The following is a 23649-nucleotide window of genomic DNA, read 5'->3' on the forward strand; positions in this document are numbered from 1 at the left end:
AAAACGGGGGACAACTCCCCCGTTTCGTTTTTCATGCTGCGCGGCAAGCAAATGCCGCGCTTTCAAGCGTCTCTCCGACTTACTTCTTCTTCGAAGATTGCTTTTGCGCTTCAGGCACGGCTGCGTAAGCAGATGGTTCGCCGGAATCAGTTGGCTTGGCGAACACGGCTTGCAGTTGCGGGCTCATCGGCACGTTCAGGTTGACACCCTTCGGTGGGATCGGCGATTGGAACCACTTGGCGTAGATCTTCTTGATGTCGTCGCCCTTGTAGACGTTGATCATCGCGTCATCCACAACCTTCTTGAAGGCGGTATCGCCCAGCGGCAGGATCAGGCCGTACGGCTCAACCGACAGCGCTTCGCTCGACACAACGTAGTCGCCAGGCGCCTTGGAGTTGGCAGCCAGCGAGGACAGCAGGATGTCGTCCATGACGAACGCCACTGCACGGCCGGTTTCAACCATCAGGAACGCTTCGGCGTGATCCTTGGCAGCCAGGATGTTCATGCCCAGGTTGCGTTCGGTATTCAGCGTGGTGATCTGCTTCAGGTTCGATGTGCCGGAAGTCGACACGACGGTCTTGCCCTTCAGGTCATCCAGCGTCTTCAGGTTGGCGGCCTTCTTGGTCAGGAAACGGTTCGCGGTAACGAACTCGGTGACGGCGAAAGCAACTTGCTTCTGACGTTCCATGTTGTTGGTCGCGGAATCGCACGAGATATCAGTGGTGCCGTTGGCGATCAGTGGAATACGGGTTGCCGAAGTCACAGGAACCATCTTCACGTTCAGCGAAGTCAGGCCCAGCTTCTTCTGGATCGCAGTTGCCGCTTTCAGGCACAGATCGATCGAGTAGCCTTGATACGATTGCTTGTCGTCCAGGTAGGAGAAAGGAATCGATGCATCACGAACACCCAGCGTCAGCGTGCCGGTTTCCTTGATTTTTTTCAGACGACCGGTGAACTCTTCAGCATGGACCGAGCCCATCAAAACACTTGCCCCAACCAACACCCCTGCGAACTTTAATAACTTCATGTGACCTCCTGGAAAAATTTTTACGTAGTGTACCAAAAGCCATTCTTCAAAAATAGTCTTCATTCTTGAAAAGAGGCTATTTTGCTCTCAATTCAGCGTAGCTTGCAAAAACCGCCCCGCTCGCCGCTCGCCGCTCAAAATGCGCGATCGCAGCAAAAACGGCGCAATGTTCAGTCGTCGCCGACCTTGTCCGTGGGATACCGCAAAGTATCGCGCAAAATGAAGCCCATCGGCATATCCATCGACGGCACTTTCGCACTGATCGGCTGCACGAACCAGCGATCGTAAATCCTGAAAATCTCGCCTGACCGCACAATCCGCACCATCTGCAGATCCACGAATTTCTTGAACTCCGGATCGCCCTTGCGCATCATGATGCCGTAGGGCTCCAGTGACAGCGCGTCGCCCACGACCAGGTAATTTTTCGGCTGCGGCGCCGACAGCAGGTAGCGCCGCAACAATACATCTTCCATCACGAAGGCGTCCGCCTTGCCCTTTTCGACGCTGTCGAAAGCATCTTCGTTATAGGCGACTTCCACCACCTTGACATCCAGCGAGCGAATCTTGCTGCGCTGCTCCAGCAGCTTCACCATCGGCGTGTTGCGCGGCACAACGACTGTCTTGCCGCGCAAATCCTCCCAGTTGCGAATGCCGGAATCCTTCTTCACCAGCATGCGCACCGCCGCAAAAAAATGCGGCACCGTGAACGCCGCAATCTTGCGCCGCTCGGCGTTGTTCGTGGAAGTGCTGCACTCCAGATCCGCCTTGCCCTGATCCAGCGCGATGAAGCGCGTCACCGTGTCGACTTCCATGAACTGCACCTGCATGAGCGGCAACTTCAATTCTTTGCGCAGGCCTTCCGCGATGTTCCTGCACAGCTCGATCGTGTAACCCGTTACCTGCTTGTCGTCGCCGAGAAACGCAAACGGCGTCGTGCCGTTCAGGTAGGCGATCACCACCGCGTTGGTGCGCCGGATTTTTTCCAGCGTCCCTTCCGATCGCGCCTGCATCGGCAAAGCTATGCATAAACCAAGGAGTATCGCGTTGATGATCCACCGCGTCGTCGCCTGGCTGGCATATCGAGTCATCATCGCGCGCCCTCTTGCCGACGTACTGCATCGGAGATTTAGAATGAGCAAGTATCATGCCAGAAAATCAAGTCCCCAATCGCGAGATCAGCGCGGCAATTCAAGCCCTTATTGCCTCATTTGGCCGCCTGGCAGGCCATGTGCAGTACAGCCCAAAGCCGCGCCGGCAGGCGCATACGGCGAAATCATCAAAGAGGAGATAAAGCCTGCCTGCATATCGCGCTAAGCATGCGCCCGTGCACGAGAATGCGCACGAAAGGTGCGCATCAACGGCATGACGGATGTCGGCGTGGATGGCTTGTGTTTGGCGTGGACGTCTCCTCCTTCGCACGCGGCATCGCTTGTTTGCAACCACGGAAAAAATGCGATCAAACGCAGCTGCGTTTCTCGCCATTCCCGACTGCAAAAACGTGCCGCCGATTTATCTTTTTTACTGCACACGGCAAGCGGAGATATTGGTCTTGTAGTTCTTCCGTTTGCCGTGCTGTCGCGTCATTGCTTTATTGCGTTGATCCGCTGTCGTGCATCCATCAAGGATACAGACCGCGCATCTCGCGCGCCTGCAGCACGCGGGTACAAGCGACGATAAAGGCCGCCGTGCGCAACGATATCTTCTTTTCGTCCGCCAGCTGCCACACCGCCGCGAATGCTTCGCGCATGATGCGGGTCAGGCGCAGGTTGATCTCGTCCTCGGTCCAGAAGAAGCTCGAGAAATCCTGCACCCATTCAAAATAACTCACCGTCACACCGCCGGCATTGGCGATCACGTCAGGCACGATCAGCACACCCTTGTCGTGCAGAATGTCATCGGCCGCCGGTGTGGTCGGACCGTTCGCGCCTTCGAGAATGATCTTGGCGCGGATCATCGACGCATTGGCTACGGTGATTTGCTGCTCGAGAGCGGCAGGCACCAGAATGTCGCAATCGGTCGCCCAAAACAGGGCGCGATCCTTCACTTCGTCAGCGCCCGGGAAGCCTTGGACGCTGCCGTGTTCAGCTACATACGCCTGCAATGCGGGCACATCCAGACCGCTGTCGCGCACGACTGTCGTGATGTGATCCTGCACCGCCACCACCTTGGAGCCGGCTTCCGCAAACAGACGTGCGGCGATGCCGCCGACGTTGCCGAAACCCTGCACCGCAACGCGTGCATCCTTGATGTCGAGACCGCGTTTTGCAGCGGCTTCGCAGCCGACCACAAACACGCCGCGGCCGGTCGCTTCATGGCGACCCAGGCTGCCGCCGAGCGAAATCGGTTTGCCGGTAACGACGCCCGATGCAGTGCTGCCCTGGTTCATGGAATAGGTATCCATCATCCACGCCATGATCTGCGAATCGGTGTTGACGTCAGGTGCAGGAATATCCTTGTTCGGACCGATGATGATGCCGATTTCGCTGGTGTAGCGGCGCGTCATGCGCTGCAGTTCACCACGCGACAATGTTTTCGGGTCAACGCGGATGCCGCCCTTGGCGCCGCCGTACGGCACGTTGACTGCAGCATTCTTGACGGTCATCCAGGCCGACAGCGCCATCACTTCGGACAGTGTGACGTCCTGGTGGAAACGCACGCCGCCCTTGCCCGGACCACGCGACGTATTGTGCTGCACGCGGTAGCCTTCGAAGTGGGCGATGGTGCCGTCGTCGCGCTCAATGGGCACGTCGACGATCAGGATGCGCTTGGGACGCTTCAGGGTTTCAACCCAGCGCGCCAGCGAGCCGAGGTGAGGGGTGACGCGGTCGATTTGTTCGAGATAATCGCCCCATGGGCCGATGCCATGCGGGGTTACGTATGAGGGGACTTCGTGCTGCTTGAGTGGTTCGTTCGACATGATGCAATCGCTCCTTGATGTTGCCACGCTTAAGCCATGCTGGCCGAGGCTGCTGCAAAATTAATCAAACTCGCGGAAAACAATGGAAATTCAACGGAATTCAAGCTAACGCCATCCTACTCCGGTAGCGTCCGCATTGTTGCGCAATGTTGCTTAATTTTTCAGCCGCCGCCGGGTGAAAAACCCGGCCGGAAGTGCGGATGCGCCTGCACAAAACCATCGCGCAAACTTGACATCCAGGCACGCCATCGACAGCGACGCCATCGTAGGTCAATGCGATGCAGCAAAGCTAATGCTTTGTGCGCATGCAACTATGCGTTCCATGCATAGTTATGCGTCGAGCCTTGTTTTATGCGGCTTTCGAGGCCTTTTTTGTTCGCACGACCGAAGCGTTTCGCCCTTCTTCGAGCTCCAGCAGGTAATCCCACAGGCGCGCCACCACGACCTTGCCGCTGCGCTGCGCGGTCGGGCGTTCGCGGTACAAACGGATCTCCATCTCGACTTCCCACTCTCCCTGGGCGCCGTCGGCACGGGCGAGCTGCTTGTTGCGCACCTCGCGCGTGACCGAGGATTCCGGCAGGAAGGCCACGCCGTGTCCTTCCAGCGCCATCATCTTGAGACTTTCGGACATGTCGGTTTCGTAGTGCTTTTCGAGGTGCAAGGGTTTCTTGGCATCGGTCATGATCAGCTCCACCATGCGGCCGAGATAGGCATTGGGCGTGTAGGACAGGAACGGCAACGGCGCCTTCGAACTGCCCGGGAACACGTAATCCGGCTTGCCGGTGCGATCGCAGCGCGAATACGGACGCACGCTTTCCTTGCCCATGCTGAGCATGTCGTAGCGGCTGGAATCGAGCTGCACCGGCTGGCGCGGGTGGTGGTAACACAGCAGCAGATCACAGCCGCCTTCGACGATGGTCATCACGGCGTCATGCACGTTAAGCGCAATCAGGCGCGTATTGAGGGCGCCGAAACCGGACTCCAGCGAGCTGAGCCATTTCGGGAAATAAGTCAGCGACAAGGTATGCGGCACCGCGAAGTCGACGGTGGTCTGCGCCGCCGGCCGCTTACCGCGCAGCAGCGCACGCGTGTTGTTGATCTGGCCCAGCATTTCCACCGCCTGCTCGTAGAACACCTCCCCCGCCGCCGTCAGCCGCGTCGGATAGGACGTGCGATCGATCAGGTCGGAGCCGAGCCAGGCTTCGAGCGACTGGATGCGGCGCGAAAACGCCGGCTGCGTCACGTGGCGCAATTCGGCGGAGCGGCTGAAACTGCGCGTTTCAGCCAGGGAAATGAAATCTTCCAGCCACTTGGTTTCCATGCTTTCCATCCCTCCGGAGGGCTCGACGATGGAGCCGCTCGCGTTGTCGTTATTATGGTTCTTCGCTTACGCCAGTTGCAGCGATGGCGACGGCGGCTCGGTGCCTTCACCGCTTTCCTCACCCTCATCATCCTCACGCGCCTGCTGGCGCGCCCACATCTGCGCGTAGGCGCCATCGGCCGCGAGCAATTGCGTATGCGTGCCGCGCTCGATGATACGCCCATGTTCCAGCACCAGGATCTGATGCGCATCGACGATGGTCGACAGGCGATGCGCGATGATCAGCGTGGTGCGGCTTTCGGCGATCTCGCTCAATTGCTCCTGAATCGCCTGCTCGGCCTTGGAATCGAGCGCTGAAGTGGCTTCGTCGAAGATCAGCACGGCCGGGTTCTTCAGCAAGGTGCGCGCAATCGCCACGCGCTGCTTTTCGCCGCCGGACAGCTTCAGGCCGCGCTCACCGACGGTGGTCTCGTATCCGTCCGGCAGCGACTCGATGAAGTCATGCACATAGGCCGCCTTGGCGGCGGCAACGATTTCTTCCTGGCTGCTGCCGGGCTTGCCGTAGCCGATGTTGTAGCCGATGGTGTCGTTGAACAGCACGGTGTCCTGCGGCACGATGCCGATGGCCTTGCGCAGCGAGGCCTGGGTGACGTTGCGCAGATCCTGGCCGTCGATGGTGATGGCGCCGGCGTCGATATCGTAGAAGCGATACAGCAAGCGCGACAGCGTCGACTTGCCCGAGCCGCTGTGGCCGACCACCGCCGTGGTGGTGCCTGCGGCGACTTCAAAATCGACGTCGAACAGGATCTGGCGTTTGCTCTCGTAACTGAAATCGATATGCGAGAAACGCAGCGCCGCACCGTTCGTCGCCAGCGGCTTCGCGTCGGGCGCGTCGGCGATTTCCTTGTTCTGTTCCAGCAGCGAAAACAGGCGTTCCATGTCGGCCAGGCTCTGCTTGATTTCGCGATAGATCACGCCGAGGAAATTGAGCGGGATGTACAGCTGGATCATGAACGCGTTGACCAGCACCAGGTCGCCCAGACTCATCTTGCCGCTGATCACGCCTTGCGTGGCGCGCCACAGGATCAGCGTGACCGCGATGGCGATGATGGCCGACTGTCCCGAATTGAGCAGCGACAGCGAGGATTGCGACTTGACCGCCGCCGCCTCGTAGCGCTGCAGGCCTTCGTCGTAACGGCGCGCTTCGAAGTCTTCATTGCTGAAATACTTCACGGTTTCATAGTTGAGCAGCGAATCAATGGCCTTGGAATTGGCGCGCGAATCGAGGTCGTTCATGGTCCGGCGGAAGTGCGTGCGCCATTCGGTCACGGTGATCGTGAACACGATGTACAGCGCCAGCGCGCCGGCCGTGATCACGGTGAACCAGATCTCGTAGTGCAACACCAGGTAGACCAGCACCAGGGCGATTTCGATCAGCGTCGGCAGGATGCTGAACAGCGCATACGACACCAGCGACGACACCCCGCGGGTGCCGCGCTCGATGTCGCGCGTCATGCCGCCGGTCTGCCGGTTCAGGTGGAAGCGCAGCGACAGCGCATGCAAATGGCGGAACACTTGCAACGCAATCGTGCGCACCGCGCGCTGCGTCACTTTGGCGAAGATGAATTCGCGCAGTTCGGTGAACACCGTCGTCGCCAGCCGCAACGCGCCATACGCCACCAGCAACGACAATGGCAGCACCAGCAGCGCCTGCGGGTTGTTCGGACCGATTGTCATGCGATCGACCAGTTGTTTAAGCAACAAGGGCACGCCGATGTTGGTCAGCTTGGCGCCAACCAGGAAAGCCAGCGCCAGCAGCACGCGCCATTTGTAGGTCCACAGATAAGGCAGCAAGGTGCCCAGCGTTTGCCAGTCGCTGTGAGCGGGAACGGACGGTGTGCGCGCGGCTTGCGGCGCGGCGGACGGAGGATATCGACGCATGAAAAAATTGCCCGGAAAAATTTGTGCTTTTGTTTTGCGGAGGAGCCACGCAGATCCCGCGACTCCTATAAACTAGGAGGTTATCCCTGATCTTCCGCATTATAAGAGTCCGCAGGACTTCACGCTTTCAAAAGGAAACGTAATGACAAGTCAGCACAATACTTCGCTGCCCGTCGGCAAAATGCCGCATCTGCGTGTGATGCCCATGCCATCCGACGCCAATGTGTACGGCGACGTCTTCGGCGGCTGGATCATGGCCCAGGTCGATATTGCCGGTTCGCTGCCCGCCACCAAGCGCGCCAACGGCCGCGTGGCGACCATCGCCGTCAACTCGTTCCTGTTCAAACATCCTGTCTTCGTCGGCGATCTGCTGTCGTTTTACGCCGATATCGTCAAAGTCGGCAAAACCTCGATCACCGTCAACGTCGAGGTTTACGCCGAGCGCAACCGCCTGCAGGCTGAAGTCGTTAAAGTCACCGAAGCAACCCTGACCTACGTCGCCACCGACGAAAACCGCAAGCCGCGCGAACTCCCTCCGCTGGCCCCCGGCGACAGCGTGCCGATCACCAGCGGCCTGCAAGACCTCGGCGGCGGCTGGTGCGCTGCCTGATTTATTCATTTTTTCACCCGTTTTTTAATCATTCTCCGAACCGGCGCGCAGGCCCTCTCTTGCGCGCCTGCTTCCCAACCGTCCTTCATCCACTCCACCGATCAAACCCAATCCATGACTTCCACTTCCGCCCGTCCCGACATCCTCATCGCCGCAGCACTGCCGCCGCACCTGATGCGACGCCTGCAAGACCATTTCACCTGCCACGATGCCACCACGTTGAGCGAAGCCGCCCTGGCCGCCGTCGCGCCGTCCATCCGCGGCATCGCCTCCAAGGGTGAAACCAAGGTCTCGCGCGAGTACATCGCCCGCTTCCCGGCACTGGAAATCATCTCCGTCTTCGGCGTCGGCTATGACGGCGTCGACGCCGTCGCCGCACGCGAGCGCGGCATCGAAGTGACCAATACACCCGACGTGCTGACCGACGACGTCGCCGACTTCGCCATGACCTTGCTGCTGTCGACTGCACGCCGCGTGGTGGACGCCGACCGTTTCGCCCGCAGCGGCGAATGGAAAAAAGGTCCGTTCGCGCTGACCACCAAGGTCACCGGCTCGCGCCTGGGCATCGTCGGCCTGGGCCGCATCGGCAAGGCCATCGCCAAGCGTGCCGCCGCCTTCGACATGGAAATTTCGTATCACAACCGTTCGCCGCAAAGCGACGTGCCCTACCGCTACGTGGCTGACCTCAAGACGCTGGCTGCCGAAGTCGACTTCCTGGTGCTGTCGATGCCGGGCGGCGCCGGCACGCGTGCGCTGGTCAATGCTGAAGTGCTCGACGCGCTCGGCCCCAAGGGTTTCCTGATCAACGTCGCGCGCGGTTCGGTGATCGATGAGACGGCCCTGATCAAGGCGCTGCAGGAAGGCAAGATCGCCGGCGCCGGCCTCGACGTGTTCGAAGCGGAACCCAACGTGCCGGAAGCGCTGGCCAAGCTGCCGAACCTCACGCTGACGCCGCACATGGCCAGCGGCACCGTCATCACCCGCACCGCCATGGCCGACCTGGCATTCGACAACCTGCAGGCGCATTTCAGCGGCAAGCCGTTGCTGACGCCGGTGCCGCGTTAAATCGGGAACGTCATGAGCGCCACTGCAACCCGGCTCATCGCGCTCGACTGGGGCACCACGTCGCTGCGCGCCTACCGTCTCGGTGAGGATGGCGCCGTGCTGGACAAGCGCGGCCTGCCGTGGGGCATCATGAACCTGCCGGTGGTCGAGGGCGACTTCAGCCGCGCAGCCGGTTTCGCCAAGGCCTTCGACGAAGCCTGCGGCGACTGGCTGCAAAGCAATCCTGCGACACCATTGATCGCCGCCGGCATGGTCGGCAGCGCGCAGGGCTGGCGCGAAGCCAGCTACGTCGAGATTCCGCTCGCCGTAGCCGACATCGGCAAGCAACTGACCCGCGTCGACCTCGGCGCCGGCCGCACGCTGCACATCGTGCCCGGACTGCTGCAGCGCGCAGCGTTGCCGAACGTGATCCGCGGCGAGGAAACGCAAGTGGTCGGCGCGCTCGACACCTGGCAAGGCGGCGACGATGTACTGATCGGCTTGCCCGGCACGCACTCGAAATGGGTACGCGTGCAAAACCGCACCATCACCCATTTCGATACCTTCATGACCGGCGAAGTCTATGCCGCGCTGAGCCAGCACACCATCCTCGGCCGCACCATGGAACACCGCGAACAAAGCGACCCAGCAGCCTTCGAGCGCGGCCTGCGTGTTGCGTCTTCGGAAGACGGCCGCGCCGGCATGCTGTCGAACATTTTCAGCAGCCGCACGCTGGGACTGGTCGGCCAGCTCGGCGCAACCGGTCAGCCGGACTATCTCTCCGGCCTGCTGATCGGCCATGAAATCGCGGCGCTCAAAGCGACGCGCGCCGACGCCGGCGGCACCGCCGAGCCGTACATCATCCTGATCGGCGACGACAAATTGTGCGCGCGCTACCGCACCGCCCTGAACCTGTACGGACTGACCCGCATCGATATCGCGGCGCAAGCCACCGAACGCGGCCTGTGGAAGATCGCACGACAAGCCGGACTGCTGAACTGAACCGTCCGGCTCACTGGAGAAACACCATGTTGAAAGAAGCACTGAAGCAATGCGGATTGATCGCGATCCTGCGCGGCATTCGTCCCGACGAAGTCGAAGCGGTCGGACTGGCCTTGTACGACGCCGGCTTTCGCATCATCGAAGTCCCGCTCAATTCACCCGAACCGTTCGAAAGCATCCGCGTATTGCGCAACGTGCTGCCGGCCAATTGCATGGTCGGCGCCGGCACCGTGCTGTCGCCGGCGCAGGTGCTGCAGGTCAAGGACGCCGAAGGCCAGTTGATCGTCATGCCGCACAGCGATCCGGAAGTCATCCGTGCGGCCACCGCCGCCGGCCTGGCCAGCGCGCCCGGCGTAGCCACCGTGACCGAAGCCTTCGGGGCGCTCGCAGCGGGTGCGGATATTCTCAAGATGTTCCCGGCCGAGCAGCTCGGACCGGTGGTGGTCAAGGCCTGGCGCGCGGTGATTCCGGCCAGCGTCATGCTGGTGCCGGTGGGCGGCATCACGCCGGACAGCCTGAAGGAATTCACCGCCGCCGGCGCCTCTGCGTTCGGCCTCGGCTCGGCGTTGTACAAACCCGGCATGACGGTGGAGCAAGTCAGGAAGAATGCCGATGCCTTCGTCAGCGCCTGGAAGCAGACCTGATCTCCCTCTTGCGGCCATGAAAAACGCGACCTTGAAGGTCGCGTTTTTTATTTCTGCTACGGAAGAATTCCAATGCAAGAAATCATGCCGCTTTCTTCTCGTCGCGCAACTCGCGGCGCAGGATCTTGCCGACATTGGTCTTGGGCAGTTCATCGCGGAACTCGATGTACTTCGGCTTCTTGTAGCCGGTGAACTGCTCCTTGCAATACGCCATCAACTGCTCGGCAGTCAGCGACTTGTCCTTGCGCACCACGAACAGCTTGACCGCTTCGCCGGTGTGCTCGTCGGGCACGCCGACGCAGGCGCATTCCAGCACGCCCGGATGGGCCGCGACCACGCCTTCGATTTCGTTCGGATAGACGTTGAAGCCGGAGACCAGGATCATGTCTTTCTTGCGGTCGACGATGCGAGTATAGCCGCGCTCGTCCATGATGCCGATGTCGCCCGATTTGAAGAAGCCGTCCGGCGTCATGACCTTTTCGGTTTCGTCGGGACGATTCCAGTAACCTGCCATGACTTGCGGACCGCGGATCGCGATTTCGCCGGGCTGGCCGAGCGGCACCGGTTTGCCGTCGTCGTCCAGGATCAGGAATTCGGTCGACGGCAGCGGCAGGCCGATGGTGCCGGTGTAATCGGTGATCGTGCAGGGATTGGCGCTGGCGATCGGCGAGGTTTCGGACAAGCCGTAGCCTTCGATGATCGGGCAGCCGGTGACCTTCTTCCATTTGTCCGCCACCGACTTTTGCACCGCCATGCCGCCGCCGACGCAGCAGCGATAGCCGGAGAAATCCAGCTTGGCAAAATCGGGGTGATTCAGCAGCGCGTTGTACAGCGTGTTGACCGCCGGGAAGGTGTTGACCTTGTACTTGCCGAGCTCCTTGATGAAGCCCGGGATGTCACGCGGATTCGGGATCAGCACGTTGAGTGCGCCTTCGCGCGTGCCCAGCATGTTGCAGACCGTCAGCGCAAAGATGTGATACAGCGGCAGCGCGCAGATGAACACCAGCTGATCGAGCTTGGCGCCCTGCTTGAGCGCCGGCATCAGCCATTCTTCGGCCTGCAGCACGTTGGCGACCAGGTTGCGATGCGTCAGCACCGCGCCCTTGGCGACGCCGGTGGTGCCGCCGGTGTATTGCAGGAAGGCGATGTCGTCGTGGCCGACTTCGACCGGCGCCGGCGTCTTGCCATGGCCGCGCGACAGCGCCTGCTTGAAGGTGATCGATTGCGGCAGCGAGAACGGCGGCACCAGCTTCTTGACGTGGCGCACCACCAGGTTGACGATGGCGCCCTTGAGGCCACCCAGCATCTCGCCCATGCTCGCGACCACGACGTGTTTGACGTCGGTGTTGGCGATGACCTTGGCAAGCGTACAGGCGAAGTTCTCCAGCACGAAGATGGCTTCGGCGCCCGAGTCCTTCAGTTGGTGTTCGAGTTCGCGCGGCGTGTACAGCGGATTGACGTTCACCGCAGTGTAGCCGGCGCGCAGGATGGCGGCGATGGCGATCGGATATTGCAGCACGTTGGGCATCATGATCGCCACGCGCGCGCCCTTTTTAAGGCCGGTGCTTTGTAGCCAGACGGCCAGCGCGGTGGACAGCTGGTCCAGCTCGCCGTAGGTCATGTGCTTGCCCATGCAGACATAGGCGTTGCGGTCGGCGTATTTGGCGAAAGCTTCGTCGATCAGCTGGACCAGCGACTGGTAGCGGTTGGGGTCGATGTCGGCAGGGACGCCTGCGGGATAAGATGCAAGCCAGAATTTGTCCATATTGTTCCTTTTGTCTCCGGTTCAGGGCGGCTGCCGGTTGTTTCCCGCGGCTTGGATGCGCACTGCAGAAAAAAGCACGGTTGTGTTTTTATTTAATGCAGATGCTATCGGCCAATCTCGTTAAGGGCAAGTATTTTGAGGAAATTTAAGAAAATTTTCTCGTTTCTTCCCGCATGCGCGTTTTCATCTGCCTTTTGCAGCAACTGCATGGCAAAGCCCTACCTTGCCCCATCTTTTCCAAATTGGCAACTTTTACACCCGGATGTTCATTTCGCCGCCGAATGCATCGGTTGAACATTGCCCTGCAGACGATCCAGTTGTTCATTGCGCGCCGTCTTGTCGAGCTTCGCCAGCGCTTTCACACGTTCGAAAAAATCCGCGAAGCCGCTGCTGCGCCGGAACAGTTCGCGAAACGCCGGCACCCGGTCGTGATAGGTACCGACCAGCGCCAGATGGGCGTTCGACAACGGCATGGCAAACCAGCGGTCGTAACCCGCGAAACCGCCCCAACGCACCTTGAGCTGCTGGTACTCGGCGCGCAGCGCATCGAAAATCTCGGCCTTGCGGCGCAGCTTGTCGGCTTCGCTACCGTCGCCTTCGTAATTGGACTCCAGCTGAGACCGGTATTTCAGCAAGAGTTCAAGAAAGTCCTGCTTGCGTCCGGCGAACACCTTGTACGCCTCGCGCAGTCTGTCGTCATGATGCGCCTGCAGCCATTGCTCCAGGCCGATCTCTTCGACCGTGGTGGCATACGATTCGTTGAACTGCGAATCGCCCTTGGCGTACACCACCTGATGCGCCAATTCGTGGAAGATCAGGCGCGCCAGTTCGGCGTCGGGATAATTGATGAAGGTCGACATGACCGGATCGTTGAACCAGCCCAGCGTCGAGTAGGCCGGCACACCCAGCACCTGGACGTCGTCGCCTTCCTTGACCAGGCCGTCGGCGTATTGCTGCGCGTCCTGCTGGCTGTAGTAGCCGCGATAGTCGACGCAGCCGGCGACCGGGAAGCACCATTGCCGCGCCTTCAGCGACAAGGCCGGCGCCGCCACCACGTTCCACACCACGAAGGGCCGCTCCAGCTGCGCGTAGCTCTTGTAGCTGCCGTTATCAGGCAGCGCCAGTTCCGCCACCGCGAAGCGCCGGATCTCGCGCACCGTCTGCAACTTGTCGCGCAGACGCCCGGAGGTATGCGGATCATCCAGCCAGTCGTCAATCGGCCGCGCTTGCGCCAGCAGCGAAAACTGGCCGTGCGCCGCCTGCGCGTAATAACCGAGCGAACTGCAACCGGACGCCAGCAGCAAAGCCGCGCCCAGGCTCCCCGCCAGGACGATTCTGGAGAGCCTGCTCAGACGCCGGATGGACATGCCTCGACCTGCACCAGTACGTCGTAAAACGTCGGCGCATTGCCCATGTCGGTGAGGCGCTGGCTGGTGACTTCATTGGCGTTCTTGCCGTCGCCGGAAAACTTCTTCCACCAGATCGACAAGCCCACCACCAACCCGATGCGCGCTTTCGGCGTCACGCGCGCCTTCGCCAGCATGCTGCCGCGGTCGTTGAAAATCCTGACCTCGGCGCCGCTGACGATGCCGCGCGCGGCGGCGTCGTCAGGATGGATGTCAAGATGCGGTTCGCCTTCGGTGTCGCGCAGGCTCTGCACGTTGACGAAGGAAGAATTGAGGAAGTTGCGCGCCGGCGGCGAAATCATCGCCAGCGGATATTTCTGCGCCAGTTCCGCATTGCTGGCCACCGATTCGTACGGCGCGATATAGGTGGGTAATGGGTCGAGGCCATCGGCCTGCATGCGCGCAGAATAGAACTCGCACTTGCCCGACGGCGTACCGAAGCCGCCCTCGGCAAACGGTGCGGCCGGCATGTTGAGGCGCTGCCAGCCTTTTTCCTTGAGACGCTCCCAGTCGTAATCGGCCGCGCGCGGATGGCGGCGATCAAAGGCCTGTGCGGCGATGGCGTCGTCGCTGTCGCTGAAGCAGTCTTCGGTGAATCCCATGCGCGCGGCCAGCAGCCGGAAGATTTCCGAGTTGGCCTTGGCTTCGCCGAGCGGAGCGATGGCGGCGTTGTTGGCCATCATGTAAACGTGGCCGTACGTCGCGTGCACGTCGATGTGCTCAAGCTGCGTGGTGGCAGGCAGCAGGATGTCGGCGTAGTCGGCGGTGTCGGTCTGGAAATGCTCCAGCACCACCGTGAACAGATCCTCGCGCGCGAAGCCCTGCATCACCTTGCCCGACTCCGGTGCAACCGCCACCGGGTTGGAGTTGTAGACGATCATCGCTTCCACGCGCGGGCCGAAATCGGCCGATGCCTCGCGCAGCAGATCGTCGCCGATGGTGCTCATGTTGATGGTGCGCGTCGGCACGCCGTTGTTATGTTGCAGCAGCAGGTCAGGCCGTTGCAGGAACGCGCCGTTTTTCGGAAATGAATCGGAAGTCGACAACTGCAAACCACCGCCGGCGTGACGCCAGGCGCCGACCAGCGCCGGCAGGCAGGCGATATTGCGCACCGCCATGCCGCCGCCGCGCACGCGCTGCAAACCGTAGTTGGCGCGAATCAGCGTGATCTCGCCGCGTTGTGCGGCGGCGCCGTATTCGCGCGCCAGCTGCACCACTTCATCGGCGCTGATGCCGCACACTTCTGCGGTATGTTGCGGCGGCCATTCCTGCACGCGCTGTTTCAATTGGTCGAAGCCCAGCGTGTGCTGCGCGATGTAGTCGGCATCGAGCAGGTTTTCGTTAATCAGCACGTGCATCATGCCCAGCGCCAGCGCCGCATCGGTGCCCGGCAACAGGGCGATGTGCTGGTGGCATTTGTCGGCGCTCAGCGAGCGGTAGGGATCGATGGCGATCAGCTTGGCGCCGCGTCGCTTGGCTTCCTGCACGCGCATCCAGAAATGCAGGTTGGAGGCGATCGGATTGCCGCCCCAGATGATGACCAGTTTGGCGTCCTGCACGTGTTCGGTGTCGGCGCCCAGGCGTGTGCCCAGCGTGTACTTGTAACCGGCGGCACCGGCCGAGGCGCAGATGGTGCGGTCCAGTTGCGAGGCGCCGATGCGGTTGAAGAAACGCATCGCCATCGACTCGCCCTGCACCAGTCCCATGGTGCCGGCGTAGCTGTACGGCAGGATGGCTTGCGGATCGCGCGCGGCGACTTCCTTCAGCCGCGCGGAGATCGTGTCGAGCGCTTCGTCCCAGCTGATGCGCTCGAATTTTCCTTCGCCTTTTTTGCCGACGCGCTTCATCGGATACAGCAGGCGGTCCTTGTGATATGTGCGGTCGGTGTAGCGCGACACCTTCGTACACAGCACGCCGGCGGTGGTCGGATGATCGGGATCGCCCTTGACTTCGGTGGCGACGCCGTCCTTGACGGTCACCAGCAAAGCACACGTGTCGGGACAGTCGTGCGGGCAGGCGGCGCGGACGATGATGGTTTCGGAAACGGAATTCATGGCAATCAACTCATGGGCGCGCGACGGAATGGCGCGACAATCTGCTACTTTATCTTAAAATGCAGCATCCTTTATAAAGCCGTCGCGATGTCATCCAGACAATCTTCCCTGCCGTCCGCTTACGCACCTGTCGTCGAATTCTGGCGCGACGCCGACTTGCCGTTCTGCGAAGGCCGGCGTGCGGTCGGCAGCGTCAGTTGCTATGCACCGCACACGCACCCGACCTTCTCGATCGGCGTGGTCGATGCCGGCGCCAGCACGTTCTCTCTGCCGCAGAGGAAAACGCAGATCCGCCCCGGCGACGTGGTACTGATCGGCGCCGACGAAGTGCATTCATGCAACCCTCGCGACCGCGAGAGCTGGGGCTATCGCATGTTCCATCTTGACCGCCAATGGCTGTTGCAACTGCTGCAAGAAAGCGGCATCGACGCCCTGCCGGCGTCGCAGGTGCTGCGCTCGCCGCGTGCGGCCGCACTGATGGATGACGTCACTGCGGCCATGAGCGGCAAGGACGAAGCCTTGCAAAAGGAAACTGTGCTGATCGCTGCGTTGTGCGAATTGTTCGGAATATGTAAGGAAGCCGACCTCGAAATGCATCAGGCGCGCCCGGCCGACCTGCAAAGCGTGCGCGACTACCTGCAAGCGCATTGCTGCGACAAGATCGCGCTGGAGACGCTGGCACAATTGGCCGGCGTCGGCCGCTATCAGCTGGTCCGCCAGTTCCGCGCGCAGTTCGGCATGACGCCGCACGCGTTGCAAATCGACATGCGCATCAACCTGGCGCGCGATTTCCTCCGGCGCGGCGCGTCGCTGGCCGACGTCGCCTATCGCACCGGCTTCGCCGACCAGAGCCATTTCCACCGCATCTTCAAATCGCGCGTGGCGGCGACGCCGGCGCAATACCAGTTGATCGCCTAGACAGCAGCAACGACCGCAGCAATCGCCAGCGCCGTTCCGCCCAGCAGCAGGATGACGCCGGCCAGCCACTCGGCGCGCGCGAAATAACGGGCGATCCACCGCGCCACGCGCGCATTCGACACCGCCAGCACCAGCCCGGCATCCCAGACGAACACCGCCGCAAACATCCACAAGCCGTACAGCAACTTGATGTGCATGCCGGTACCGGCGCCGACCATCAGCGTGAACAGGCCAAGATAGAACAAGCCGTTTTTCGGATTCAGGCCGCCCGACAAAAAGCCGGCGACGAAACCGCGCAGGAAGCCGTCGCGTTTGATGCCGCCGGCCTCTCCCGTCATCACCGCCGGTCCCGCATGGCTGGCCTGCATGAAGGCCCAGCCGATGTACGCAAGATATGCCGCCGCCAACAACTTCATCACCGTCAGCACGCCGGGGCTACGCTGCAACAGGCTGAAACCGGCCAGCGCCAGCGCGATGTAGACGCCGTTGGCGCAGGCGATCCCGAGACTGGCGCCGATGCCGTTGCGACGACCATGGCGCAAGGCGCTGCGCAACAGCAGAAGAAAATCCGGCCCCGGGCTGACCAGCGCCAGCCAGTGCGCCGCCGCCAGCATGATGAATTCCTGCATGACCATAGTGCATCGCTCCCTCGAAGATGAGGCCCCGATGCTAGGCGGCGCGGCGCCGGTCGTATTGAACAAAATTGCAGACGAAGGCGGCTTGCGTTAGGATCACTTTCCCACAAGAAATAATTCAATTTCCTCCAGGAGACTCCCCATGCATTTCCGTTTTCCCCCTCTGCGCAGCATCGCCTCGGCAGCGGCCGTCCTCGCCTGCTCCAGCGTCTTGGCCCAGACCACCCAACCCCTGACGCCGCAGCAACAAAGCTTCCACGCGATCTACAAGGAACTGGTCGAGATCAACACCACCCATTCGGTCGGCAGCACCACCCAGGCGGCGCAGGCGATGCAGGACGTCCTGCTCAAGGCCGGCTTCAGCAAGGATGAAATGCAGATCATCGAACCCTTCCCGCGCAAGGGCAATCTGGTGCTGCGCTGGAAAGGCACGGGCACCAAGAAACCGATGCTGCTGATGGCGCACATCGACGTGGTCGAAGCCAAGCGCGAAGATTGGAAAACCGATCCCTTCAAGCTGCAGGAAACCGGCGGCTACTTCACCGCGCGCGGCTCCATCGACGACAAGGCGATGGCGTCCTCCTTCGTCTCTGTGCTGAGCCAGCTGAAGCAGGAAGGCTTCAAGCCGCAGCGCGACATCATCATGGCGCTGACCGCCGATGAAGAGCGCGGCGACGTCGAAAGCAACGGCGCCATGTGGCTGCTCAAGAACAAACCCGAATTGCTGAAAGCCGAGTTCGGCATCAACGAAGGCGGTGGCGGCGAACTGCGCAACGGCAAACCCAATCTGCATCGCGTGCAGATCGCCGAGAAGCTGTACACCACCTATGAATTCGAACTGCGTGACGTCGGCGGCCACAGTTCGCTGCCGACCACCACCAATCCGATCTACGCCATGTCGGAAGCGCTCGCGCGTCTCGGCGCCTATCGCTTCCCGGTGATGCTGGCCGACGTCACCAAGACCTACTTCAGCCGCACCGCACCGCTGATGTCGGGCCAGTTGGCTGACGACATGCGCGCAGTCGGCAACGGCAGCACCGATGCCGCCGTTATCGAACGCCTGTCGAAGACGCCGTTGTACAACGCGCAACTGCACACCACCTGCACCGCCACCATGGTCAACGCCGGCCACGCCGAAAACGCCCTGCCGCAATCGGCCAAGGCAGTGGTCAATTGCCGCATGCTGCCGTTCGATGATCCGGACAAGGTCGAAGCGCAACTGAAGCAGGTGATCACCAACAACGGCGCCAACGACAAGATCACCATGCGCCAGTTCGCCAAGCCGACCCGCAGCCCGGTGTCGCCGCTGCAGGGCGAGATGTTCTCGACCATCGAAGCACTGACCGGCGAGATGTGGCCGAGCGTACCGGTGATTCCGTTCATGAGCACGGGCGCGACCGACAGCCGCTTCGCGCGCAATGCCGGTATCCCGATGTATGGCGTGTCGGGCCTATTCTTTGACCCGGCCGACCTGCGCACACACGGACTGGATGAGCGAGTCGAGATTCCGCGTCTGTACGACAGCCGTGAATTCATTTTGAAGCTGGTGAAGAAACTGGCGTCCTGAAGCGACGTCGGACCAACAAGAACGCCGGGTTCAGTTTTGATTCCCGGCGTTTTTTATTGCGTGTTGCTAAATAGATGCGCCTGTCTATCGCCCAAGTTATACGAGAACGTGCCCTTATCGATCCCGGAGTCATTGACGCGCTGAAAGCAAAAATAATAGATTCGCCATATGAATGGTCACCTGCAACAAGGAGGCCACATCGCGCGGGAAGAATCCTCCAGCTCTTTAGACGAGTCCATACAACATGAAGAACGAAATCATCCAAATTGATAAAAATCTATCTCTCGTTCTTTGGGAAGATCGGCATGTAAAACAACTTCCTGGGATTGCTGACAATCCGAAGATCGCCGCCAACATGGCAGATCGCTTTCCCAGCCCCTATTCAATCGAAGACGCAACGCATTTTGTTCAACAGATGAAAATGCTTACCAACAGAACATCCTGGGCCATTGAAGCCAATGGCTTCCTTGCAGGCGGCATCGGATTGAGCACACGAGCAGGTACGGCACTACACACCGCCGGCCTCGCCTATTGGCTGGGGGAAGAGTTTTGGGGCAAGGGAATCGCATCGTCAGCGGTGAAGAGCATCGTTGCTTATGCGTTCGATCAAATGGCGTTGGCGCGCATTGATACTACGGTATTCGATTGGAATCACGCCTCTGTCAGAGTGCTTGAGAAATGCGGATTCCTGAAAGAAGGAACGTTGAAGAGCAGTTTCATCAAGAACGGAAGAATTGCGAGTCGACATGTTTTCGCTGCGGTGTCCGAGAAGAATTTCAAATTCTTTGAAATGAAATAGACAACAATGTCGCAATAAAAACGCCGGGTTTCAGTTGAATACTGATCTCCGGTGTTTTTTATTGCGCGTCGTTCAAATGGCAAGCCGACATATGCCCCGGAGCGATTTCCCGCAGCAGCGGCTTTTCCACCGAGCAGCGCGGCATCGCATGCGGGCAGCGTGGATGGAAGTGGCATCCCGATGGAGGATTAAGCGGTGACGGGATTTCGCCCTTGACGGCGAAATAGGTCGCCTTGCCGACTTCCAGCTTCGGCGCCGAGGCCAGCAGCGCCTGCGTGTAGGGATGGTTGGCGCGCGCGAAGACGGCATCGGTCGGCGCCGATTCGACGATGCGCCCCAGATACATGATCAGCACGCGGTCGGAAATGTGCCGCACCACGCCGAGGTCGTGGCTGATGAACAGATAGGTCAGGTCGAGCTCGTCGCGCAGCTTGATGAACAGGTTGAGCACCTGCGCCTGGATCGACACGTCGAGCGCCGCAACGGCTTCGTCGCAGACCAGGAATTTCGGTTTGACCGCGAGCGCACGCGCGATGCCGACACGGGCGCGCTGGCCGCCGGAAAACTGATGCGGAAAACGGCGCAGCATGTCGCCGCTCAATCCCACGCGCTGCAGCAGGTCGGCAACATAGTCCTGCTGCTCGCGCTTGCCGGTGATTCCGTGTACGACCGGCGCTTCGCCGACGATGTCGACTACACGCAAACGCGGATTGAGCGAGGCGTAGGGATCCTGGAAAATCATCTGGATCGCCAGCTGACGCTCGCGCCGTTGCTGCGGCGACAGCGCGTCGAGGTCTTCGCCGCGCCACAGGCGTTGCCCTTCGGTCAGCCCGTGCAGGCCGACCACCATGCGGCCCAGGGTCGATTTTCCGCACCCCGACTCACCGACCAGGCCGACCACTTCGCCGGCGTTGATGTGCAGGCTGACGTCGTCGACTGCATGCACGACTTCTTCGTGCAGGACTTTGCCGAACGGCCGCGTGATCAGGTTGGAAGTCTTGGCGGCGCTGTCGAGCGGTTTGATGAAGCGTTTGGAAACGTGGCGCAGTTCCAGCAATGGCGGCATGTTGTCGTGTTCCTGATTCATGCAACGCTCCCGGCAAACTCATCAGCCATCGGATGGAAGCAGCGCAAGGCGCGGCCGTCGACGATGCGCGTCTCCGGCGTCTGCGCGCATTCAATGGTGGCGTGCGCGCAACGGTCGCGAAACGCGCAGCCGGACGGCAGTTTCAACAACGATGGCGTGCTGCCAGGAATCTGTCGCAGGGCCTGGCCACGCGGATTGCGCGACGGCGCCGAGGCGATCAGGCCATGCGTGTAGGGATGGCGTGGGTGGGTCAGCACCTGGGCGACGTCGCCGCTTTCAACGATGCGGCCGGCGTACATCACGCTGACGGTATCGGCCAATCCGGCGACCACGGAAAGATCGTGGGTGATCCAGATCAACGCCGTGCCGGATTCGCGGCACAGCTTCTGCATCTCGAACAGAATCTGGCCCTGGATGGTGACGTCGAGCGCCGTGGTCGGCTCGTCGCAGATGATCAGGTCCGGCTTGTTGAGCAGCGCAATCGCAATGGCGACGCGCTGGCGCATGCCTCCCGAGAACTGATGCGGATAGGCGTTGAGGCGCTCGTCCGGCGCGGCGATGCCAACCCGCACCAGCGCATCGCGCGCCATCGCCAGCGCGGCGTCCTTGCTGACGTCCTGATGCGCGCGCACGGCTTCGATCATCTGGGTGTCGATGCGCAGCACCGGGTTCAGCGTCATCATCGGATCCTGGAAAATCATCGCGATGCGGTTGCCGCGGATGCGGCGCATTTCTTCGGCGGGCAGGCTGCGCAGGTCGCGGCCGTTGAGCAGGATGCGGCCGCCGGCTACTTTACCCGGCTCGTCGATCAGACCCATGATGGAGTAACCCGTCATCGATTTGCCGGAACCGGATTCGCCGACCAGTCCCATGACCTGGCCCGGCTCGACGGTGAAGGAGACGTCATCCACCGCGCGCGCGATACCGCCGCGCGAGAGGAAATGTGTCTGCAGGTTTTCTACTTGCAAGGTGGCGGTCATCGCGTTGTCTCCCTATTGACCTTGCAGGCGTGGATTGAGCACGTCGCGCAACTGATCGGCGACCAGGTTGATCGCCACCACGGTCGCCAGCAGCGCCACGCCGGGGAAGAAGCTGATCCAGTATTTTCCTGACATCAGATATTGGAAACCGTTGGAGATCAGCAACCCCAGTGACGGTTCCGTCACCGGCAGCCCGAGCCCGAGGAAGGACAGCGTCGCCTCCAGCGAAATCGCCGACGCCACTTGCAGCGCCGCGATCACGATCAGCGGCGGCAGGCAGTTCGGCAACAGATGGCGGAACATGATGCGCAGCGGCGACAGGCCGAGCAGGCGCGCGGCTTCGATGTATTCCTTCTTGCGCTCCACCAGCGCGGTGCTGCGCGTGGTGCGCGCGTAATACGCCCATTGCACGGTGACCAGCGCGATGATGATCTTGTCGACGCCGCGCCCGGTCAAGGCCAGCAAAATCAGCGCCACCAGGATCGGCGGAAACGCCAGCTGGATGTCAGCCACGCGCATGATCAGCGCCTCGATACGGCCGCCTGCATAGCCGGCCAGCAAACCGAGCGACAGACCGATGGCCAGCGCAATCACGGTGCTGGTGACGCCGACCATGACGGAAATGCGCAAGCCGTACAGGATCGCCGACAGCATGTCGCGACCCTGGTCGTCGGTGCCGAGCAGATAGGTGAGATTGCCTTCCATGGCGGTCTTGCCTGGTTCCAGGCGCGAGTCCATGACGTCGAGATGTTCGAGGTCGTAGGGATTCTGCGGCGCGACCAGCGGCGCGAACAAGGCCGCCAGCAGGATTAGCAGCAGCAATGCGAAGCCGAAGGTGGCGATGCGGCTGGCAAAATAGCCTTGCAGGAAGCGCGTGAACGGCGTGTCGGCCTGGGTGATTTTCCGGATTAATTTCGAAACCATGTCAGCCCTTCGCCTCCGACAGGCGTACGCGCGGATCGAGCAGCGAATACAGCAGGTCGACACACAGATTGATGAGGATGAAGATGACCACGATCAGCGACAGGAAGGCGACGATCACGGGCCGGTCGAGCACGCGGATCGAATCGATCAGCAGCTTGCCGACGCCTGGCCAGGCGAAGATGGATTCGGTCACGATCGAGAATGCGATGATGGAGCCGAACTGCAGCGCCACCACGGTGACGATAGGAATCAGGATGTTCTTGAGCACGTGCACGCCGATGATGCGACTGTTGCGCAGACCCTTGGCGCGCGCGAACTTGATGTAATCCTGCAGCAGCGCTTCCTGGGTGCCGGCGCGCGTGAGGCGGATGATCAGCGCGATGTTGAACAGCGACAGGTTGAGCGCCGGCATCAGCAAATGCTTGAGCCCGTCCCAGGTCAGGAAGCCGAACGGAATGCCGAACAGCAGCATGGTCTGGCCGCGTCCGCCGGTCGGCAGCCAGCCCAGCTCGACCGCGAACACCATGATCAGCATCAGCCCGACCCAGAAGGTCGGCAGCGAAAAGCCGAAGATCGACACCGTCATGATGGTTTTGCCGGCAAAACTCTTCGGCCGCAAACCCGCCCATAATCCCAGCGGCAGTCCGATCACGATGGCAATCAGGATAGCGGACACGGCCAGTTCCAGCGTCGCCGGCAGGCGCTCCAGGATCAGGCCCAGCGCCGGCGTGGCGTAGACGAAGGAACGTCCCATGTCGCCTGCCAAGGCATTCTTGATGAAGTAAAAATATTGCACCCACAGCGGCTGGTCCAGGCCGAAGGCGGCGATCACGCGCGCACGCTCGATCTGGTCGGCGTCGGCGCTGATCAGGATATCGATGGGATTGCCGATGGCGTAGACGCTGACGAACACCAGCAGCGACATCAGCAATAACACGGCAAGGCTCTGGACGCAGCGGCGGATTATGAAAACAAGCATTGGCGGTTGGCTGGTGAATGAAAAAAACT

General features: G+C 61.1%; 20 protein-coding genes. 7 read left to right on the forward strand and 13 right to left on the reverse strand.

The features are described 5' to 3' along the window. Positions 1 to 79: 79 nt before the first annotated feature. The 5 genes from E4P32_RS16760 to E4P32_RS16780 form a co-directional block, all read right to left on the reverse strand. Positions 80 to 1027, reverse strand: a complete 948-nt coding sequence (locus E4P32_RS16760; protein WP_116434704.1) for an amino acid ABC transporter substrate-binding protein — start codon at positions 1025 to 1027, stop codon at positions 80 to 82. A 170-nt stretch (positions 1028 to 1197) separates the two neighbouring features. After that, positions 1198 to 2037 (reverse strand): amino acid ABC transporter substrate-binding protein, encoded by an 840-nt coding sequence (locus tag E4P32_RS16765; protein WP_245191888.1) that lies wholly within the window; start codon positions 2035 to 2037, stop codon positions 1198 to 1200. A gap of 608 nt (positions 2038 to 2645) precedes the next feature. Then, on the reverse strand, positions 2646 to 3944 hold the full coding sequence (locus E4P32_RS16770) for a Glu/Leu/Phe/Val dehydrogenase (RefSeq protein WP_116434703.1): 1299 nt from the start codon (positions 3942 to 3944) through the stop codon (positions 2646 to 2648). 349 nt (positions 3945 to 4293) lie between these two features. Beyond that, entirely contained in the window at positions 4294 to 5265 is a 972-nt protein-coding gene (locus E4P32_RS16775; protein ID WP_116435292.1) for a LysR family transcriptional regulator, read from the reverse strand. Positions 5266 to 5331: 66 nt separating this feature from the next. Continuing rightward, the gene (locus tag E4P32_RS16780; protein WP_116434702.1) at positions 5332 to 7206 is read right to left on the reverse strand and encodes an ABC transporter ATP-binding protein/permease; all 1875 of its coding nucleotides are present in this window, start codon (positions 7204 to 7206) and stop codon (positions 5332 to 5334) included. Between the two features lie 142 nt (positions 7207 to 7348). Here E4P32_RS16780 and E4P32_RS16785 point away from each other — a divergent pair, with 142 nt between their 5' ends. The 4 genes from E4P32_RS16785 to E4P32_RS16800 all read left to right on the forward strand — a co-directional run bounded on the left by E4P32_RS16785 (position 7349) and on the right by E4P32_RS16800 (position 10506). Further along, the gene (locus tag E4P32_RS16785; protein ID WP_016832814.1) at positions 7349 to 7816 is read left to right on the forward strand and encodes an acyl-CoA thioesterase; all 468 of its coding nucleotides are present in this window, start codon (positions 7349 to 7351) and stop codon (positions 7814 to 7816) included. 114 nt (positions 7817 to 7930) lie between these two features. Further along, a complete protein-coding gene (locus E4P32_RS16790; protein WP_116434701.1) occupies positions 7931 to 8881 on the forward strand; it encodes a 2-hydroxyacid dehydrogenase in 951 nt (316 codons plus the stop codon). Between the two features lie 12 nt (positions 8882 to 8893). Beyond that, the gene (locus tag E4P32_RS16795) at positions 8894 to 9862 is read left to right on the forward strand and encodes a 2-dehydro-3-deoxygalactonokinase (RefSeq protein ID WP_116434700.1); all 969 of its coding nucleotides are present in this window, start codon (positions 8894 to 8896) and stop codon (positions 9860 to 9862) included. Between the two features lie 26 nt (positions 9863 to 9888). Then, on the forward strand, positions 9889 to 10506 hold the full coding sequence (locus E4P32_RS16800) for a 2-dehydro-3-deoxy-6-phosphogalactonate aldolase (RefSeq protein ID WP_116434699.1): 618 nt from the start codon (positions 9889 to 9891) through the stop codon (positions 10504 to 10506). Between the two features lie 82 nt (positions 10507 to 10588). Here E4P32_RS16800 and E4P32_RS16805 read toward each other — a convergent pair whose 3' ends face one another. The 3 genes from E4P32_RS16805 to E4P32_RS16815 all read right to left on the reverse strand — a co-directional run bounded on the left by E4P32_RS16805 (position 10589) and on the right by E4P32_RS16815 (position 15731). Next, the gene (locus E4P32_RS16805) at positions 10589 to 12271 is read right to left on the reverse strand and encodes a long-chain fatty acid--CoA ligase (RefSeq protein WP_116434698.1); all 1683 of its coding nucleotides are present in this window, start codon (positions 12269 to 12271) and stop codon (positions 10589 to 10591) included. 266 nt (positions 12272 to 12537) lie between these two features. Further along, positions 12538 to 13638 (reverse strand): aminopeptidase, encoded by a 1101-nt coding sequence (locus tag E4P32_RS16810; protein ID WP_116434697.1) that lies wholly within the window; start codon positions 13636 to 13638, stop codon positions 12538 to 12540. Continuing rightward, a complete protein-coding gene (locus E4P32_RS16815; protein WP_116434696.1) occupies positions 13620 to 15731 on the reverse strand; it encodes a molybdopterin oxidoreductase family protein in 2112 nt (703 codons plus the stop codon). Before E4P32_RS16815 ends, E4P32_RS16810 begins: the two co-directional genes overlap by 19 nt. An 87-nt stretch (positions 15732 to 15818) precedes the next feature. Here E4P32_RS16815 and E4P32_RS16820 point away from each other — a divergent pair, with 87 nt between their 5' ends. Then, positions 15819 to 16649, forward strand: a complete 831-nt coding sequence (locus tag E4P32_RS16820; protein WP_116434695.1) for an AraC family transcriptional regulator — start codon at positions 15819 to 15821, stop codon at positions 16647 to 16649. On the opposite strand, the gene E4P32_RS16825 is transcribed toward E4P32_RS16820, so the two are convergent. Next, positions 16646 to 17284 (reverse strand): LysE family translocator, encoded by a 639-nt coding sequence (locus E4P32_RS16825; protein ID WP_116434694.1) that lies wholly within the window; start codon positions 17282 to 17284, stop codon positions 16646 to 16648. The genes E4P32_RS16820 and E4P32_RS16825 overlap by 4 nt on opposite strands. 142 nt (positions 17285 to 17426) lie before the next feature. On the opposite strand from E4P32_RS16825, the gene E4P32_RS16830 reads away from it, so the two are divergent. Continuing rightward, complete coding sequence (locus tag E4P32_RS16830; protein WP_116434693.1) at positions 17427 to 18851, forward strand: M20/M25/M40 family metallo-hydrolase; 1425 nt, start codon at positions 17427 to 17429, stop codon at positions 18849 to 18851. Positions 18852 to 19095: 244 nt separating this feature from the next. Then, the gene (locus E4P32_RS16835; protein WP_116434692.1) at positions 19096 to 19650 is read left to right on the forward strand and encodes a GNAT family protein; all 555 of its coding nucleotides are present in this window, start codon (positions 19096 to 19098) and stop codon (positions 19648 to 19650) included. Between the two features lie 58 nt (positions 19651 to 19708). On the opposite strand, the gene E4P32_RS16840 is transcribed toward E4P32_RS16835, so the two are convergent. From E4P32_RS16840 to E4P32_RS16855, 4 genes are read right to left on the reverse strand one after another with little or no spacing between them, the layout of a single operon-like run. Next, positions 19709 to 20737: an ABC transporter ATP-binding protein gene (locus E4P32_RS16840; RefSeq protein ID WP_116434691.1), complete on the reverse strand. Its 1029-nt coding sequence runs from the start codon at positions 20735 to 20737 to the stop codon at positions 19709 to 19711. Next, the gene (locus E4P32_RS16845) at positions 20734 to 21717 is read right to left on the reverse strand and encodes an ABC transporter ATP-binding protein (RefSeq protein ID WP_116434690.1); all 984 of its coding nucleotides are present in this window, start codon (positions 21715 to 21717) and stop codon (positions 20734 to 20736) included. Before E4P32_RS16845 ends, E4P32_RS16840 begins: the two co-directional genes overlap by 4 nt. A 12-nt stretch (positions 21718 to 21729) precedes the next feature. Further along, positions 21730 to 22641, reverse strand: a complete 912-nt coding sequence (locus E4P32_RS16850) for an ABC transporter permease (RefSeq protein WP_116434689.1) — start codon at positions 22639 to 22641, stop codon at positions 21730 to 21732. A 1-nt stretch (position 22642) separates the two neighbouring features. Continuing rightward, positions 22643 to 23620 carry an ABC transporter permease gene (locus E4P32_RS16855; protein WP_116434688.1) on the reverse strand — a complete coding sequence of 326 codons (978 nt, stop codon included), beginning with the start codon at positions 23618 to 23620 and terminating at the stop codon, positions 22643 to 22645. Positions 23621 to 23649 lie beyond the last annotated feature (29 nt).

This window comes from Herbaspirillum sp. 3R11 (assembly GCF_004563925.1).
Classification (GTDB): domain Bacteria; phylum Pseudomonadota; class Gammaproteobacteria; order Burkholderiales; family Burkholderiaceae_D; genus Herbaspirillum.

Bases quoted from the DNA above. Each gene is read 5' to 3' on its own strand.
- E4P32_RS16760 (WP_116434704.1), bottom strand. From the start codon at position 1,027: ATGAAGTTATTAAAGTTCGCAGGGGTGTTGGTTGGGGCAAGTGTTTTG.
- E4P32_RS16765 (WP_245191888.1), bottom strand. From the start codon at position 2,037: ATGCAGGCGCGATCGGAAGGGACGCTGGAAAAAATCCGGCGCACCAAC.
- E4P32_RS16770 (WP_116434703.1), bottom strand. From the start codon at position 3,944: ATGTCGAACGAACCACTCAAGCAGCACGAAGTCCCCTCATACGTAACC.
- E4P32_RS16775 (WP_116435292.1), bottom strand. From the start codon at position 5,265: ATGGAAACCAAGTGGCTGGAAGATTTCATTTCCCTGGCTGAAACGCGC.
- E4P32_RS16780 (WP_116434702.1), bottom strand. From the start codon at position 7,206: ATGCGTCGATATCCTCCGTCCGCCGCGCCGCAAGCCGCGCGCACACCG.
- E4P32_RS16785 (WP_016832814.1), top strand. From the start codon at position 7,349: ATGACAAGTCAGCACAATACTTCGCTGCCCGTCGGCAAAATGCCGCAT.
- E4P32_RS16790 (WP_116434701.1), top strand. From the start codon at position 7,931: ATGACTTCCACTTCCGCCCGTCCCGACATCCTCATCGCCGCAGCACTG.
- E4P32_RS16795 (WP_116434700.1), top strand. From the start codon at position 8,894: ATGAGCGCCACTGCAACCCGGCTCATCGCGCTCGACTGGGGCACCACG.
- E4P32_RS16800 (WP_116434699.1), top strand. From the start codon at position 9,889: ATGTTGAAAGAAGCACTGAAGCAATGCGGATTGATCGCGATCCTGCGC.
- E4P32_RS16805 (WP_116434698.1), bottom strand. From the start codon at position 12,271: ATGGACAAATTCTGGCTTGCATCTTATCCCGCAGGCGTCCCTGCCGAC.
- E4P32_RS16810 (WP_116434697.1), bottom strand. From the start codon at position 13,638: ATGTCCATCCGGCGTCTGAGCAGGCTCTCCAGAATCGTCCTGGCGGGG.
- E4P32_RS16815 (WP_116434696.1), bottom strand. From the start codon at position 15,731: ATGAATTCCGTTTCCGAAACCATCATCGTCCGCGCCGCCTGCCCGCAC.
- E4P32_RS16820 (WP_116434695.1), top strand. From the start codon at position 15,819: ATGTCATCCAGACAATCTTCCCTGCCGTCCGCTTACGCACCTGTCGTC.
- E4P32_RS16825 (WP_116434694.1), bottom strand. From the start codon at position 17,284: ATGGTCATGCAGGAATTCATCATGCTGGCGGCGGCGCACTGGCTGGCG.
- E4P32_RS16830 (WP_116434693.1), top strand. From the start codon at position 17,427: ATGCATTTCCGTTTTCCCCCTCTGCGCAGCATCGCCTCGGCAGCGGCC.
- E4P32_RS16835 (WP_116434692.1), top strand. From the start codon at position 19,096: ATGAAGAACGAAATCATCCAAATTGATAAAAATCTATCTCTCGTTCTT.
- E4P32_RS16840 (WP_116434691.1), bottom strand. From the start codon at position 20,737: ATGAATCAGGAACACGACAACATGCCGCCATTGCTGGAACTGCGCCAC.
- E4P32_RS16845 (WP_116434690.1), bottom strand. From the start codon at position 21,717: ATGACCGCCACCTTGCAAGTAGAAAACCTGCAGACACATTTCCTCTCG.
- E4P32_RS16850 (WP_116434689.1), bottom strand. From the start codon at position 22,641: ATGGTTTCGAAATTAATCCGGAAAATCACCCAGGCCGACACGCCGTTC.
- E4P32_RS16855 (WP_116434688.1), bottom strand. From the start codon at position 23,620: ATGCTTGTTTTCATAATCCGCCGCTGCGTCCAGAGCCTTGCCGTGTTA.